Annotated in this window: 11 protein-coding genes; 5 read left to right on the top strand and 6 right to left on the bottom strand. The window is 63.0% G+C overall.

Translation table 11 applies throughout. From position 1 onward, the window contains the following. Positions 1-138: 138 nt before the first annotated feature. The 5 genes from coaD to B2D37_RS16800 form a co-directional block, all read right to left on the bottom strand. A complete protein-coding gene (gene coaD, locus B2D37_RS16820) occupies positions 139-618 on the bottom strand; it encodes a pantetheine-phosphate adenylyltransferase (RefSeq protein WP_079203768.1) in 480 nt (159 codons plus the stop codon). 76 nt (positions 619-694) lie between these two features. Continuing rightward, positions 695-1,078, bottom strand: coding sequence for a phosphopantetheine adenylyltransferase (locus B2D37_RS16815; protein WP_256573090.1), 384 nt, complete (start codon positions 1,076-1,078; stop codon positions 695-697). A 22-nt stretch (positions 1,079-1,100) separates the two neighbouring features. Further along, on the bottom strand, positions 1,101-2,693 hold the full coding sequence (locus B2D37_RS16810) for a GMC family oxidoreductase (protein ID WP_079203767.1): 1,593 nt from the start codon (positions 2,691-2,693) through the stop codon (positions 1,101-1,103). Between the two features lie 99 nt (positions 2,694-2,792). Further along, the gene (locus B2D37_RS16805; protein ID WP_079203766.1) at positions 2,793-3,338 is read right to left on the bottom strand and encodes a twin-arginine translocation pathway signal protein; all 546 of its coding nucleotides are present in this window, start codon (positions 3,336-3,338) and stop codon (positions 2,793-2,795) included. Between the two features lie 112 nt (positions 3,339-3,450). Further along, positions 3,451-4,890 carry a coniferyl aldehyde dehydrogenase gene (locus B2D37_RS16800; protein WP_079203765.1) on the bottom strand — a complete coding sequence of 480 codons (1,440 nt, stop codon included), beginning with the start codon at positions 4,888-4,890 and terminating at the stop codon, positions 3,451-3,453. Between the two features lie 232 nt (positions 4,891-5,122). On the opposite strand from B2D37_RS16800, the gene B2D37_RS16795 reads away from it, so the two are divergent. The 5 genes from B2D37_RS16795 (at position 5,123) to B2D37_RS16775 (ending at position 13,181) form a co-directional block, all read left to right on the top strand. Continuing rightward, complete coding sequence (locus B2D37_RS16795; protein WP_079203764.1) at positions 5,123-5,782, top strand: TetR/AcrR family transcriptional regulator; 660 nt, start codon at positions 5,123-5,125, stop codon at positions 5,780-5,782. 229 nt (positions 5,783-6,011) lie between these two features. Next, positions 6,012-7,133 carry a non-hydrolyzing UDP-N-acetylglucosamine 2-epimerase gene (wecB, locus tag B2D37_RS16790; protein WP_305879838.1) on the top strand — a complete coding sequence of 374 codons (1,122 nt, stop codon included), beginning with the start codon at positions 6,012-6,014 and terminating at the stop codon, positions 7,131-7,133. A 14-nt stretch (positions 7,134-7,147) separates the two neighbouring features. Beyond that, a complete protein-coding gene (locus B2D37_RS16785; protein WP_079205010.1) occupies positions 7,148-9,340 on the top strand; it encodes a glycosyl transferase family protein in 2,193 nt (730 codons plus the stop codon). Continuing rightward, complete coding sequence (locus tag B2D37_RS16780; RefSeq protein ID WP_177345240.1) at positions 9,319-12,345, top strand: phage receptor; 3,027 nt, start codon at positions 9,319-9,321, stop codon at positions 12,343-12,345. The genes B2D37_RS16785 and B2D37_RS16780 overlap by 22 nt, the downstream gene beginning before the upstream one ends. Further along, positions 12,342-13,181, top strand: coding sequence for a DUF4434 domain-containing protein (locus tag B2D37_RS16775; RefSeq protein WP_079203762.1), 840 nt, complete (start codon positions 12,342-12,344; stop codon positions 13,179-13,181). Before B2D37_RS16780 ends, B2D37_RS16775 begins: the two co-directional genes overlap by 4 nt. On the opposite strand, the gene B2D37_RS16770 is transcribed toward B2D37_RS16775, so the two are convergent. Then, entirely contained in the window at positions 13,176-14,156 is a 981-nt protein-coding gene (locus B2D37_RS16770) for a hydrolase (protein WP_079203761.1), read from the bottom strand. The two genes, B2D37_RS16775 and B2D37_RS16770, sit on opposite strands and share 6 nt — an antisense overlap. Positions 14,157-14,273 lie beyond the last annotated feature (117 nt).

Genomic DNA, 14,273 nt, shown 5'->3' with positions numbered 1-14,273 from the left:
GGATTGTTGGGGCGGGCGCCATGTGTGGGCGCGGGTCGGGAACAGGACATCTGGGCTGTAGGAGCAGGCCATGCCTGCGAACCGGGGCTGCCCGCAATACCGATCGCACGCATGGCGTGCTCCTACAAGGGTGGTCGCTCAGCGTTTGAAACGCTCGTGCAGGGCATCGGCCACGGCAGGATGGACGAATTTGCAGATATCACCGCCCAGCGCGGCGATCTCGCGCACCAGGGTCGAGGAAATATAGGAGTATTTTTCCGACGGAGTGAGGAACAGGCTCTCCACGTCCGGCGCCAGTTGACGGTTCATGTTGGCCAGCTGGAACTCGTATTCGAAGTCCGAGACCGCGCGCAGGCCGCGCAGAAACACATTGGCACCCTGCTCCTGGGCGAAGTGCGCGAGTAAGCTGGAGAAGCCGACCACCTCGACATTCGGCAGGTGCTTGGTCACTTCGCGGGCCAGTGCAACCCGTTGTTCGAGGGGGAACAGCGGGTTTTTCTTCGGGCTGGCGGCCACCGCAATGATGACGCTGTCGAACAGACGCGCGGCGCGTTCGACCAGATCGCCATGGCCTTTGGTGATGGGGTCGAAGGTGCCTGGGTATAACACTCGATTCATCGTGACGTCCTGGCGGATCCGTTGGGGAGTCGGATGGTAGCGCAGCGATCCCCTTGGGGCCAAGTCGGCGAGCGATTTAGGCTTTGCCACGGGCCACCTGGTACAACAGCACCGCGAGCGCCAGACAGGCCAGGGCGATCCAGTCGGCGATAACCACGCGGCGCAAGGCGTCGTTATAGCCGGGAGCGCTCCAGGCCAGCAGTAGAAAGCCGAGCACGCTGACCAGTCCGCCGAACAGGGCGAGGGGTTGCAGCGTCGGGCGCCAGGCGGCGTAGATCATAAAGGCGCCGAGTAGGCCGAACAGCAGGGCGCGGCTGCGCATCAACAGCAATAGGTTGGGCTCCTCGAAGGACAAACCATAAAGTGCCGCCAACCGCTCGGCGCCGAGCACGCCGCTGAGCGGCAGCAGGTGGATGATGCCGGTGACTATCAGCAGGCCTGAGAGGATTTTGGGCAGCATGCGAAGCTCCTAAGTGACAGATTCAGGTAGAAAGCCGCTCGGCCAGTTGGCTCGCCAGCTGCGCGGTCAGGCCATAGATCGACAGTTGTGGGTTGGCGCCGATGCTGGTGGGGAACAGCGAGCCGTCGTGGATCGACAGGTTGGCCAGCTGGTGATGCCGGCCCAGGCTGTCGGTGACCGCCTGGCGCGGGTCTTCGCCCATGGCGCAACCGCCCATGACATGGGCGCTGCCTAGGCGGGTGCGGTAAATTTCCAGACTCAAGTTGTCGATCAGGTTCTTGGCTTCGCCCAGGGTCTTCACATAGCCGGCGTCGGCATGCAGGGGCAGCACCGCGTTGGCGCCGGCGGCAAACTGGATCTCGGCCATGCTGTGATAGGCGCGGCGCACGCCATCCCAGGTGTAATCGGTCATCTGGTAGTCAAGCACCGGGCTGCCGTCGTCACGCAACTCGACAGTGCCTTCGGCGCTGTCCGGGTGGAAGCCGTCGCGCAGCAGGGCCAGCATCACGTTGGTGTTGGGCAACTGCTCCATGCGCAGGGCGTTGTCGATGCCGAAACGGCCGAGCAGGGTGGCGGTCAGGGCCGGGTGCAGCGGCGGCACTTCCAGCTTGTAGGACAGGCGGCCAGCCGTGCCGTCATCCCACTGGAAGTGATCGGAGTAGATCGATTGCGGCGCGCCATAGAAGGGGTTGATCACCTGTTCGAATAGCGCGGCGGAGAAGTTCACCAGGTGCAGGTAAGTGCGCTTGCCGGTGCGCCGGTGCGGGTCCGGCGCCTGGGAACGCAAGAGAATGCCCGGCGTGTTTATGCCGCCGCCGGCCAAGACATAGTGCTTGGCCTTGACCCGGATCTTGCGGCCGTTCGGCGCCACGCTGCGTTCGTCCATGCCCAGGCACTCGATGCCGGTAACCCGCTCGCCATCGATCAGCAGGCGTTCGGCGCGGGCCAGATAGAGCAGCTCGCCGCCTTTGTCCAGGGTCGCCGGGATGGTGGTGACCAGCATCGACTGCTTGGCGTTGGTCGGGCAGCCCAGGCCACAGTAGCCGAGGTTCCAGCAGCCGCGCACGTTGCGCGGGATGATTTTCCATGCGTAGCCGAGCTTGTCGCAACCGCTGCGGATCACCTCGTTGTTGGCGTTGGGCGGCACGGCCCAAGGTGCGACGCCCAAGCGTTGTTCCATCAGCGCAAACCAGGGCGCCATCTCCTCCTCGCTGTGGCCGGTAACGCCGTGTTCCCTGGCCCAGTGCTGCAGGGTCGGCGTGGGGGTGCGAAAGCTTGAGGTCCAGTTGATCAGGGTGGTGCCGCCTACCGCACGGCCCTGCATGATGGTGATTGCGCCATCCTTGCTCATGCGGCCGATGCCTTCCTGGTAGAGGCTGGCGTAAGCCTCGGCCTCGAGCATCTTGAAGTCGTCGCTGGTCTTCAGCGGGCCTTCCTCGATCAGCAGCACCTTGAAGCCGGCGGCGCTGAGGATCTCCGCGGTAGTGCCGCCGCCTGCGCCGCTGCCGACGATGGCGACATCGGCTTCCAGGGTCAGGTCGCTGTCCAGGCGCGAGCCGTCGTAGGTTTTCCAGCCGCGGGCCAGGCCTTGCTTGAACATGTCGGGTACGGGCATTTCGAATTCTCTTGTTGTTCTGGGCCGGTGTGGCGGCTCTGCGGTGGGTAGCGCTGCGCTCAACCTGCGCGGCCCGGCCCATCATACGTACGTAGGGTTTTAGACCGTCGGTGGGCCGGGGTAGCCGCAATGGGCCCAGGACTCGGCGCGGCTGTACCAGCTCATCATCACCAGTTGCAGCAGGGAGGCATGACCCATCTTCAACAGGCCGATGGAGCTGTTCTGCCAGCGATTGAGGAACACCTGCACATCGGCTGCCGAGGCGTTCTGCCAACTGCCCCAGACCCCGGTCAGTGGGCCGCGGGTCAGGGGCATGGCCAGCACGTCGAACAGTTGCACGGTCAGCTTGAGCAGTTCGGGCGACAGGTGGTTGAGGCTGTAGTCGAGGCTTTCGAGGGTGCCGTTGACGGCCTGCGCCATCCTCGCCGGAGCCACAGCGCCTTTCAGCATCACCGGAATCAGGGCCTGGAGGAAGGGCAGGTCGGATTCGCGGATCACGCTAAAGCCGAGCTTGGGCGTGCTGGCCGAGCAGCCGCTGAGGCTGGCGGTCAGCCCGGCAGTGGCGAGAAAGGCCGAGCCGAACAGGCCGACTTTCAGCAGGTTGCGCCGCGACAGGTGCGGGCGGGCAATCGTGGTGTCGTTCATTGTTGTTATCACCTGGATCGGCTTGTGTAGGGGGCGGGACGCCTAGTTCCATGCCTGCGAGAGCGACCATGCAAAAACATCGCGGGCATGGCCCGCTCCTACAAAGGAAGAGCTAGCGCACGAACAGCTTGTAGACCAGCTTGTGCAGCGTCTTGCCATAGGGTGGATAGATCAGCTTGGCGGCATTCAGGCGTTGCTTGATCAGCACGCCCTTGGCCTTGCTGAAGGTCAGGAAGCCTTCGTGGCCGTGGTAATGACCCATGCCGGATGGGCCAACGCCGCCGAACGGCATATCGTCCTGGGCTACGTGCAGCAGGGTGTCGTTCAGGCACACGCCGCCGGAATGGGTCTCGTGCAGTACGCGCTCTTGTTCGCCCTTGTCGTAGCCGAAGTAGTAGAGCGCCAGCGGCCGGGGGCGCTGATTGACGTAGGCGAAGGCCTGCTCGATGCCCTCGTAGGGGACGATCGGCAGCAACGGGCCGAAGATCTCGTCCTGCATCACCTGCATGTCGTCGCTGACATTCAACACAACGGTGTGCGGCATGCGCCGGCCCTGGGTTTCGGGGTACAGCGCAACCAGGGTCGCGCCCTTGCTCTCTGCATCGCTCAAGTAGCCGTTGAGGCGCTGCTGCTGGCGCTCGTTGATGATCGCGGTGTAGTCGGGGTTGTCCTCAAGCTGCGGGTAGAAACCCAGTACCGCCTGGCGGTAGGCCTCGACGAAACCCTCCACGCGGTCTTTCGGCACCAGCACGTAGTCAGGCGCCACGCAGGTCTGCCCGGCATTCATGGTCTTGCCGAAGGCGATGCGCTCGGCGGCGTCGGCCAATGGCACAGTGGCGGAGACGATGGCCGGCGACTTGCCGCCCAGTTCCAGGGTCACCGGGGTCAGGTTCTCGGCGGCGGCGCGCATCACGTGCTTGCCGATGCTGGTGGCGCCGGTGAACAGCAAGTGGTCGAACGGCAACTTGGCGAAGGCCATGCCGACTTCCGCCTCGCCCAGCACCACGCTGACCAGGTCCTCGGGAAACACCTTGGCCAACAGCTCCTTGATCAGTTGCGAGGTGGCCGGGGTCGACTCGCTCATCTTGATCATCACCCGGTTGCCGGCCGAGAGCGCGCCAACCAGCGGGCCAATGGCCAGAAACAGCGGGTAGTTCCAGGGCACGATGACGCCGACCACGCCGAGCGGCTGGTAGACCACCTTGGCCGAGGCCGGCAGGAACTGCATGCCGACGCTGCGCCGCGAGGGTTTCATCCACTTTTTGATGCGTTTGCTGGCGTAGTGGATGCCGTGCAGGCTGGGCATCAGTTCGGCGAGCAGGGTCTCGTCGGCCGAACGGTTGCTGAAATCCTGGGAAATCGCCTGGACCAGCGCCTCGCGCTCGTTGCTCAGCCGCTCGCTCAGGGCCTTGAGCCACATCAGTCGCTGCTCGGCGGACGGCATTGGGTTGGCCTGGTACGCCTGGCGTTGCAGGGCGAAGCTGGTTTCCAGCTGGCTGATCTGCTGCTGGCTGTGTTGCGGGTCTTGTAGATAGGCGGTGTCGGCGGCCATGTGCAGTTCCTCGGCATTGCAGTCCTGTCGACCCGAGAAGGGGAGGCCTGCGGAAAAGGGTGTGCTGGATTTTTAGAGCAATTACTCTAATATGTCAAATGGGATAACCGTGCCAGGCGACCAGCGCACCCAGGCGAGTCATCAGTCGCTGCCCAGAAGCTGCGCCTGGCTAGCCTATTGCGCCTTCCACCCTGTACCTTTGCCGGGCACTTGCAGTCGAGACCGAGCAGTTATGGCAGCGCCACCGAAAACCCGCGAACGCATCATTCAGGCCAGCCTTGAGCTGTTCAATGCCCATGGCGAGCGCAGCGTCAGCACCAACCACATCGCCGCGCACCTGGGCATTTCGCCGGGTAACCTGTACTACCACTTCGGCAACAAGCAGGCGATCATCGCCGAGCTGTTCGGCCAGTATGAGCGTCACGTCGACAGCTTCCTGCGTCTGCCGCCCGACCGGCCCATGAGCATAGACGACAAGACCTTCTACCTGGAGGCGCTGCTCGCGGCCATGTGGCACTACCGCTTCCTGCATCGCGATCTGGAGCATCTGCTCGACAGCGATGCCGAGCTGGCCGAGCGCTACCGGCTGTTCGCCCAGCGCTGCCTGCAGGGCGCGCAAGGCATCTACCAGGGCTTCGTCGAAGCCGGGATCCTGTTGATGAACCCTGCGCAGATCGAGGCGCTGGCGCTCAATGCCTGGATCATCATGACCTCCTGGGTGCGCTTCCTCTGCACCACCCGCAGCCAGCCCGGTGAGCTCAGCGAAGCAATGTTGCGCCGCGGCATCTATCAGGTACTGGCGCTGGAAGGCGGCTATATCGCGCCGCAGGCGCAGGCGGCGGTTGATGCCTTGTATGAGAAGTTGTTTGTGCCACTGCAGCAGGTGCTCTAGCTATTTGTTTGTGATGTTGATCACAGATTGACGGTAGAGTGGGTGGCGATCTAGTATCATTTTCTGCATGTGCACGTCGACCCTGTTCGGGGCCGGCGAGCATGCTAATCCTGCCTCCTTTTCTCTAAGGTTAATGCGCTTTCGGTGCATTGAGGTGTCTGTGAGTGCCCCCCCGTCGGTTCCAGCGGCAGCAGAGTTGCTGCCTTCTTCGCGTGCTTTGAGAAAAATCATGCTGGTCTTCGGTACACGTCCCGAGGCCATCAAAATGGCACCTGTAGCTCAAGCACTTGCGGCGGCCGATGACCTGCAACTGTGTTTGTGCGTCAGCGGGCAGCACCGGGAAATGCTTGACGATGTGCTAGGTCTTTTTTCGTTGAGTCCAGATCATGACCTCGACGTGATGACGCCGGGCCAGACACTGAATGGCCTCAGCGCTGCGATTCTCGCCAAGCTCGATCACGTATTGCAGGTCGAGATGCCTGACATGGTTCTGGTGCACGGCGACACAACAACTTCCTTCGCCGCTGCACTGGCAGCATTCCATCGCGGCATTCCGGTCGGCCATGTCGAAGCGGGGCTGCGAACCAACAATCTTTATGCGCCTTGGCCAGAAGAGGCCAATCGGCGGTTGACCGGGGTGCTCGCCAATCTGCATTTTGCTCCGACCGCCTGGGCGCAGGCGAACCTGCTCAAAGAAGGCGTGCCGGCCGCTCAGGTCAGTGTTACTGGCAATACAGTGATCGATGCTCTCATGTGGATGCGTGCCAAGTTGCGAGAAATGGACTGGAGGCCCGCTGATTCGACACTGGCTGGCCTGGGTGGTGAGGCGAGGATGGTCCTGATCACAGGGCATCGGCGGGAGAACTTCGGCGATGGGTTCTTGCGTATTTGCCAGGCGCTACGCAGTCTTGCTCAGCGTTACCCTGAGGTGCGTTTCATCTACCCTGTGCACCTCAATCCACGGGTTCAGGAGCCTGTCTATCGGTTGCTTGATGGACTGCCCAATCTACTGCTCATCGCGCCGCAGAGTTATCAGTCCTTCGTTTATCTGATGGATCGGGCCAGCATCATCCTCACCGATTCGGGTGGGGTGCAGGAAGAGGCGCCCTCATTAGGCAAACCCGTGCTGGTCATGCGCGATACCACCGAGCGTCCGGAGGCGGTGGCTGCCGGGACGGTGCGCCTGGTTGGAACCGATGAGGCACGTATCGTCGAGGAAGTATCACGCCTGCTTGATGATCCGGCAGCCTATGCGGCCATGCAGCGGACGCACAATCCCTATGGCGACGGCCAGGCGAGTGCACGGATCGTCGAACAGGTGCGTCAGTACCTGATGGTAGGGTGCCAGTGAGCGATTCAATCAGTTTGAGCTATGCCTTGATTGACGGCTTTACCTACTACCTCTACGGCCTGAAGTGGGTGACATTGGTCCTCGCCGTGCTGATGCTGGTGTTGGGCGTGGACGACCTGTTCATTGACCTGGTGTATTGGGGGCGAACACTCTGGCGTAAGCTGGGGGTGTTTCGTCGCGTTACCCGGGCCGACGAGTCGCTGCTCTACGGCGTCGCGGAAAAGCCCTTGGCAATCATGGTGCCGGCCTGGCGTGAGGTCGGAGTGGTCGGTGAGATGGCGCGTCTCGCGGCCTCGACCCTGGACTACGAGAACTATCAGATATTCGTCGGCACCTATCCGAACGACCTGGAAACCCAGGCCGACGTAGACGCCGTCTGTCTGCGTTATCCGAATGTGCACAAGGTCGTCTGTGCCCGTCCAGGACCGACCAGCAAGGCTGACTGCCTGAACAATATCATCGACGCGATGCTGCGGTTCGAGGAGCAGGCGAAGCTGAGTTTCGCCGGTTTTATCCTGCACGACGCCGAAGACGTAATTTCCCCGCTTGAGCTACGCCTGTTCAATTACCTGTTGCCGCGTAAAGACCTGATTCAGGTGCCGGTGTATCCCTACGTCAAGCGCTGGTGGAACTTCACGACGGGCCATTACGCCGACGAGTTCGCCGAGTTGCATGGCAAAGACGTGGTGGTGCGCGAGGCATTGGTCGGCCAGGTGCCGAGTGCGGGGGTGGGTACCTGTTTCAGCCGCCGCGCCATAGTCGCGTTGCTGGAGGATGGTGACGGGGTGGCCTTCGACATCCAGAGCCTGACTGAGGACTACGACATTGGATTCCGTCTCAAAAGAAAGGGAATGAAAGAGATTTTCGCGCGTTTCAGCGTATCGGATACAACCCTGGCCCCGCTGGGAGAGCGGCGTCGGGGGGTTAATAAACGTGCGGCCGGCGTCATCTGCGTGCGTGAGCATTTTCCCGAAACCCTGGAGGCCTCGATTCGCCAGAAAGCCCGATGGATCACCGGGATCGTCTATCAGGGCACCCGTACGCTTGGTTGGAGCGAGCAGCCGATGCTCAACTATTTTCTCTGGCGCGACCGCAGGGGTGGCGTCGCCAATATGGTCGGTCTGTTGGCCAGTTTGGTTTTTGTACAGTTGCTGATGATTTGGTCAGTCAGTCTGCTGCTGCCCGGCGCCTGGAATTTTGCCTCGGTACTGGGGGACAGTCCGCTGCTGTCCAGCCTGTTGCTGCTCAATGGCCTGCTGCTGGCTAACCGCTTGTTTCAACGTTGCTACTTTGCCGGCTCATTTTACGGTGTGGCGCAGGGCGTGCTGGCGGCGCCCCGGATGCTGTGGAGCAATTGGGTGAATTTTTTCGCCAATTTACGTGCAATGAAACAAGTGATCGCCATGGGCGATTCCCGTCGCGTGGCGTGGGACAAGACGTCTCACGAGTTTCCGGCGCTGGTCGACTCGCCCCGTCGCGAACCGATTGGCAGGAAACTGCTGCGTGCTGGGCTGATCAATCAAGAGCAACTGGAAGCGGTGCTGACCGCACCTCGTCGGCGGATCGGGCGAGAGTTGCTGCTGCGTGGCTTGGTCGACAGTCAGCAACTGGCCCAAGCACTGGCCGAGCAGGCTGAGTTGGAATGCTGTCCGCTCAATCCTTTCGCGCTGGATCGGCGCTTGATCGATGCGCTGCCAGCGCGCCTGGCACTGCGCTACTCAGTCCTGCCGGTTGCGGAGCAGGCCGATGGACTGGTCATCGTCTCCGAACGCGCACTCAGTCAGGTCGCACTTGGCGCAATGGCTCGTCAGCTGGGGCGTCCATTGATCAACAGGATCGCGCCGCAGGGCCGGGTCACGGTCGGGCTGCGGTATTGGTACGGCCGCCATCAGTCCAGCGCTACGGGTGAATTGCTGGAGCAGCTGGCAGCACGTCAGAACGACGCTGAGCTGATGGAGCGGGTCTGTCGTCATCAGGTCATGCTTGGAGACCTGATCCAGGAGTTCGGTATGTTGCCGAATACGGTCATGGCCCAGGCCCTGATCGATTTTGACCCTGAACTGGAGAGTCTGGGGAGTTCGCTGGTGCGGCGCGGGCTGGTCAGTGAAGTGGTTCTCCAGGAAGCCCTGGAAGAACAGCGCAAAGAGCAGCAAGTCGGTTTCCACGCGCTGGAGGAATGCATCAGATGCCACGCCATCACCGTTTAGGGCTATTGCCACTGCTCTTGCTGGGCTCTTGGTTTGCTCACGCAGAGCCGGCTGATGGGGCAAGTGAGCTGCAAAACTTCCGCAGCTTTCCTTTTATCGACAAGGCCTACAAGGCTCTGCAAAAAGACCAGCCCGTAGCAGCCGAAGAGCTGGCGCGGCATGTCCTCGAGAAGATCTCACCGAATGCCGTGGAGGCGAGACGGATATTGGTCCACGCCCTGCTGAAGCAGGGCCGCTATGCCGATGCGCTGGAAGTGGCCTCGGCCTTGCCGGCGCAAGAGCGCGCGGCGCAGATCAACGCGCTACGGATCGGCTGGATCACCTCCAGTGCAGCGCCGCCGGCGAAACAGCTGGAGGCCTGGTTACAGGCCGAGCCTGATGCGCTCGCCCGCGAGCGACTGATGCTGGCCTATGCGCAACAGCTGAGCGAGCGCGAGGGGCCCCCGGTCGCCTGGGCGTGGTTGCAGGCAGTGCCGATCGAGTTGACCCCGGTCTTGCGCCGTCATCGGGCGGTGCTGGCCGAGCAGTCCGGCGACTGGTCGGCGGTCATCGAGAGTCTCTTGCCCCTTCAGGCCGAGGCCGAGCTGGACGCCGAAAGTTGGCGCCGACTGGGGCTGGCCTATGCGGCGCTTGGGCGGCAGCAGGGAGTGGCTGACCTGCTGCGGCAAGCCCCCTCCCCGGAGGATGAGGGTTGGTTACGGCTGCTGCTGGCAGACCGAGCAGTTGGCCAAGGGCATACGCGTTCGGCGAAAGAGTTACTGCTGCCCCTAGATAGTGCAGGGGAACTCGATGCGCCGCACCGCGTCAGGCTGTTACAGCTTGCGCGTGATGATGGGGATGTTGAGCTGGCCATGGTCATGGCTGACGCCTTGCATCAACCCTGTCTGGATAATGCGGCCTGGCTGGCCAAGCTTGATCCGCCGCGGGCTCGTCGCGAGCTGGAACGTTGCTCGGCCGAGGCCGAGCCGCAGCGTTGGCTGGTGCTAGTTGAGGCTTTGCAGGCCGAGCAGCTAATGGCGCGCACAGTACTTGCCGAACCTTGGGATGCACTGCGCCGGGAGCATTTGCTGGCCCGTTGGATTGCGCGCGGAGACTTTATCAGCGCCCGAGCCTGGCTGGATGCCCAGCCCGACAGCGCGCAACGCTCAGCGCAGCAGGCGCAGCTCGCGCAGAAAATGGCTGATGCACCTGCGGCAGCAACGTGGTGGCAACGGCACTACCAGGCTACGGGCGATCTACGCTCGGCGGACCTGGCCAGTTATTTGTGGATGCAGACCGGCCAGCCGCTTCAGGCGCGGCAGCTTCTTGAGCGGGTGCAGCAAGGTCGGCGCGGCAATCTACCCGAGCCGCTACTGACTCGCCTGGTCGATCTGTATGGGCAGGCGAGGGATATTCCGTCGGCCCGCCTCGTTACCTTCAGAAGGCAGCTGCCGGCGACGCTACAAGGGCGCCTAACCAGTAGTTTGGCCGCTCAGGGGCTTTGTCCGCGGGTACAAGAACTCGCTGGCGATACTCCATCCGACCCGCTCGAGTGGCGTGCGCTGGGGCAGTGCTCGATGCCGGACCAGCCTGGACAGGCAGTGGTCTATCTACAGGCGGCGGTAGCTGCCGGCGATGCAGACAGTCGCGGTTTGTTGGCCTACGCCCTGGCTGCAGCCGGAATGCCGGCCCAGGCTTATGAACTGTGGTCGAGCTTTACCGAGCAGCAACTCGACGTTGAGGCCCGGCTCGCGCGGACCCGTGTAGCGTTGGCGAGTGACCAGGCCGACAAGGCCGAGGTGCACTGGCAAGAATTGACGGCGCGTACAGCAGAATACTGGCGGCTCGGCGCGTCTATCGCTGACGCGCGCAGTCGCCCCGCCGAAGCGTTGGCGCGCCAGCGAAAGGTCTTGGAGCTGGAGACGCAGGGCGGCGATTACTATCGGGCGGGCCAGCTAGCCATAAAAGCGGGTGGGGAGGAAGAAGGGCTGCAATGGCTGCGGCGTGCTGCCGAGCTGGAGCCGGACAATGGCGTGCTGCAGAGCGAATACGGCTTGCGCATGGCCGCCTCGCCTACTCCGGAGCTGCGGGCAACCGCCATCGCACCGTTGGTCAGGGCCAGTGCCTTGCAGGCGGAGGATTTTCGTCTGGCTGAGGCGCTCGCGGCGCGCTATATCGAAGTGGGGGATAAGCCGCGGGCGCGTGAGAGTCTGCGGCGCGCCATCGACCTGGAGCACGCGCAGTTGAAGGTGGTTGATGAGAGCATTCGCGATCTTCAGGAGCGCCGCTATGCCGCACGCCGCCAGCATGAATATCTGCAGCGGCGCGACAGTATTTCACTGGCGAGTACCTGGTCACCGGACGGAGTCGCCAGCGCCGCCGACCAGCGCGACTCGGGCGAATTTACTGAGACCGCGCTATGGGACCACTCCCTGGAGGACTACAGCGGCAAGCGGTTGTCGGTGTACGGGCGGCTGCTCGGCTCAGGGGATGGCGGTCCGCTGAGTTCGACCCTGGGGGGCGGCATAGGTCTGCGCTATGTGCCGTTCAATAACCTGAATCTGAACCTGTCCGCAGAGCTCTATCGGGAAGACTTCGGGGTGGCGGATAACGACTTGATGTTGCGTGCGACCGCGTCGTTTCTCGACCAGGGCAACTATCGCAATGACTGGCGCCCGACGCAGGACAGTTGGCCCGAGCGCTCGCTCTATCTGGATGCGGCATGGTGGGTCGATGAGTCCGAGCGCCTATTGCTGGTGCGCTACAACCAGGGCCAGATGTTCAAACTGGGCAGCCAAGGCGCGCAGGCGCTCGGCCCCTATGCGATGCTGCAAGGCACCGAGCAGGACGCGCAGCAGGACGTGCGCCTGGGCGCCGGGTTGCGTTGGCAATTATGGTTTGGCGCCACGCAGTACAGTGCGTATCGGCATCGGCTGGCGCTGAAGGTGGAATATCAGCAGGCACTGGGCGGCACGTTGTACGACGGTTCGAACGGTTGGTTGCTGGGTGTGGAGCTCGCCCTATGACGCGATTTTTGCTGGTCCTGGCACTTGCCCTGGGCATGGCGCAGGCGACTCGTGCTGAGACGCTGTTCTATCAGCCGTTGAACAGCGACGCGCAGCTCAGTGCCAGTGAATGGCGCGCTATCTGGCAGCAGAGCCGTGAACAGGGCGTCGATCGCCTGATCGTGCAGTGGACGCGCTATGGCGACGAAGACTTTGGCGGTGAGCAGGGCTGGCTGCGGGCCGCACTCCTGGACGCGCAGGCTCAAGGGTTGCAGTTAATCCTGGGGCTGTACCAGGATCCGGACTATTTCAGTCGGGTTGCCGCCGTCGACCAGCTGCCATTCTATTGGCATCAATTACTGGCGCGGGGGCTGGATCAGCAACGCCGTCTGGCTGTCGAAGGGTTTGCACCAGCAGGCTGGTATCTGCCAGCGGAGTTGTCGGATCGGACCTTTAACGACCGGGAACGGCGTGAGGAGTTCTTGCGGCAATTGCAGAGTCTGGCGGAGTTAATCAAGCAGCCACTGCATGTCAGCGCATACAGCAGCGGCCAGTTGGCGCCCGTGGCCAATGCCCGTTGGCTAAGCGAGCTGAAGGCGCGGGGGGTGCAGGTCTGGTGGCAAGACGGTGCAGGCCTGCGCGACATCCCCGCGGTGATACGCAGTGCTTATGCATCGGCCTTGCCGTGCGAGGTCGGTATCGTCAGCGAGGCCTTTACCCAGGTAAATGCGGAAGGGCAACCATTCCGGGCGGTTCCCGCAGCGCCCGTGGCTTACCCCGCCTGTCATCCAGCTGCAGTCTTTTCATTGCGCTATCAGCCGTGGGGAAAAGCCCTGCTCAGGGCCATGCCGCTATAGCGTCTCCAGCCACAGGGGAATGCGCCGCTCCAGGTAGTAACCCGGTCGTCGCGGCGAGCCGTCGATAAAGCCGACATGGCCGCCCTGCTCATGCAGCTCGAACTGGGTGCTGGGCGACAGCTCGTCGGCCTCGGGCAGGCTGTGGCGGAACACGAAGGGGTCGTCGGCGGCCTGGATGATCAGGGTCGGAGTTGCGATGCTGCCCAGGAAGTAGCGGCTGGACGAACGTTTGTAGTAGTCCTGGGCATCGCTGAAACCATGCAGCGGCGCGGTGATGCGCCCGTCGAAGTCCCAGAAGGTGCGCATGCCATCCAGTGCCCCGAGGTTGTCCAGGGTGGACAAGCGATCGGCCATGCCCTGGTGGGCGAACAGGCGCTGCTTGGTCTTCACGTAGGCGACCATCTCGTTCATGAAGTGCGCCTGGTAGATCCGCGAGAAGCCCAGGCCGAGGCGATCCGCACATTGATCCAGGCGAAACGGCACCGATACCGCGACGGCGCCTTGCACCTGGCTGTCGCTGCCGCTTTCGCCGAGGTACTTGAGCAGCACGTTGCCGCCCAGCGAATAGCCGACGACATACAGCGGCGTCATCGGCCGTTGTGCGCGTAGGTGGCGCACCGTTTCGGCCAAGTCGTCGCTGGCGCCGGAGTGGTAGCCGCGCGCCAGCAGATTGGGTTCGCCCGAGCAGCCGCGCCAGTTCAGCGCCGCGCTGGCCCAGCCGCGCGCCGCCAGGGATTGCTGCAGGCCGAGCACATAGTGCGAGCTGGACGACCCGGTCAGGCCGTGCAGCACCAGCACCAGTGGTGCTTCGGCGGCATGTGGACCGTGCCAGTCGAGGTCGAGAAAGTCACCGTCCTCCAGCCACAGGCGTTCACGCTGGCGCTGCAGTTGCGGTGGCTTGCGGCACAGCGGGTTCCACAGGGTCTGCAGGTGCGGGCCGGGTAGCCACCAGGCGGGGTTGAAGGTCGGACTCATGCTTGTCGCTCGTAGCGCGGATGCAATCCGGGGAAGTTGTGGCTAATCGACAATACCCCGCGGATTACACCCGGGCTACAGGGGCTGGCTGATGCGCCTGCCTGTTCCGGATTGGCC

Origin of the sequence: Pseudomonas sp. CC6-YY-74, from assembly GCF_002025205.1 — a bacterium.
Classification (GTDB): domain Bacteria; phylum Pseudomonadota; class Gammaproteobacteria; order Pseudomonadales; family Pseudomonadaceae; genus Aquipseudomonas; species Aquipseudomonas paeninsulae.
The sequence above is the reverse complement of the archived record's forward strand: the minus strand, read 5'-3'. Positions and strand labels throughout refer to the sequence as shown.

Excerpts from the sequence above, each read along its gene's own strand:
- B2D37_RS16815 (WP_256573090.1), bottom strand. The coding sequence starts at position 1,078 with ATGCTGCCCAAAATCCTCTCAGGCCTGCTGATAGTCACCGGCATCATC.
- B2D37_RS16780 (WP_177345240.1), top strand. The coding sequence starts at position 9,319 with ATGCCACGCCATCACCGTTTAGGGCTATTGCCACTGCTCTTGCTGGGC.
- B2D37_RS16805 (WP_079203766.1), bottom strand. The coding sequence starts at position 3,338 with ATGAACGACACCACGATTGCCCGCCCGCACCTGTCGCGGCGCAACCTG.
- wecB (WP_305879838.1), top strand. The coding sequence starts at position 6,012 with ATGCTGGTCTTCGGTACACGTCCCGAGGCCATCAAAATGGCACCTGTA.
- B2D37_RS16795 (WP_079203764.1), top strand. The coding sequence starts at position 5,123 with ATGGCAGCGCCACCGAAAACCCGCGAACGCATCATTCAGGCCAGCCTT.
- B2D37_RS16775 (WP_079203762.1), top strand. The coding sequence starts at position 12,342 with ATGACGCGATTTTTGCTGGTCCTGGCACTTGCCCTGGGCATGGCGCAG.
- B2D37_RS16770 (WP_079203761.1), bottom strand. The coding sequence starts at position 14,156 with ATGAGTCCGACCTTCAACCCCGCCTGGTGGCTACCCGGCCCGCACCTG.
- B2D37_RS16810 (WP_079203767.1), bottom strand. The coding sequence starts at position 2,693 with ATGCCCGTACCCGACATGTTCAAGCAAGGCCTGGCCCGCGGCTGGAAA.
- coaD (WP_079203768.1), bottom strand. The coding sequence starts at position 618 with ATGAATCGAGTGTTATACCCAGGCACCTTCGACCCCATCACCAAAGGC.
- B2D37_RS16800 (WP_079203765.1), bottom strand. The coding sequence starts at position 4,890 with ATGGCCGCCGACACCGCCTATCTACAAGACCCGCAACACAGCCAGCAG.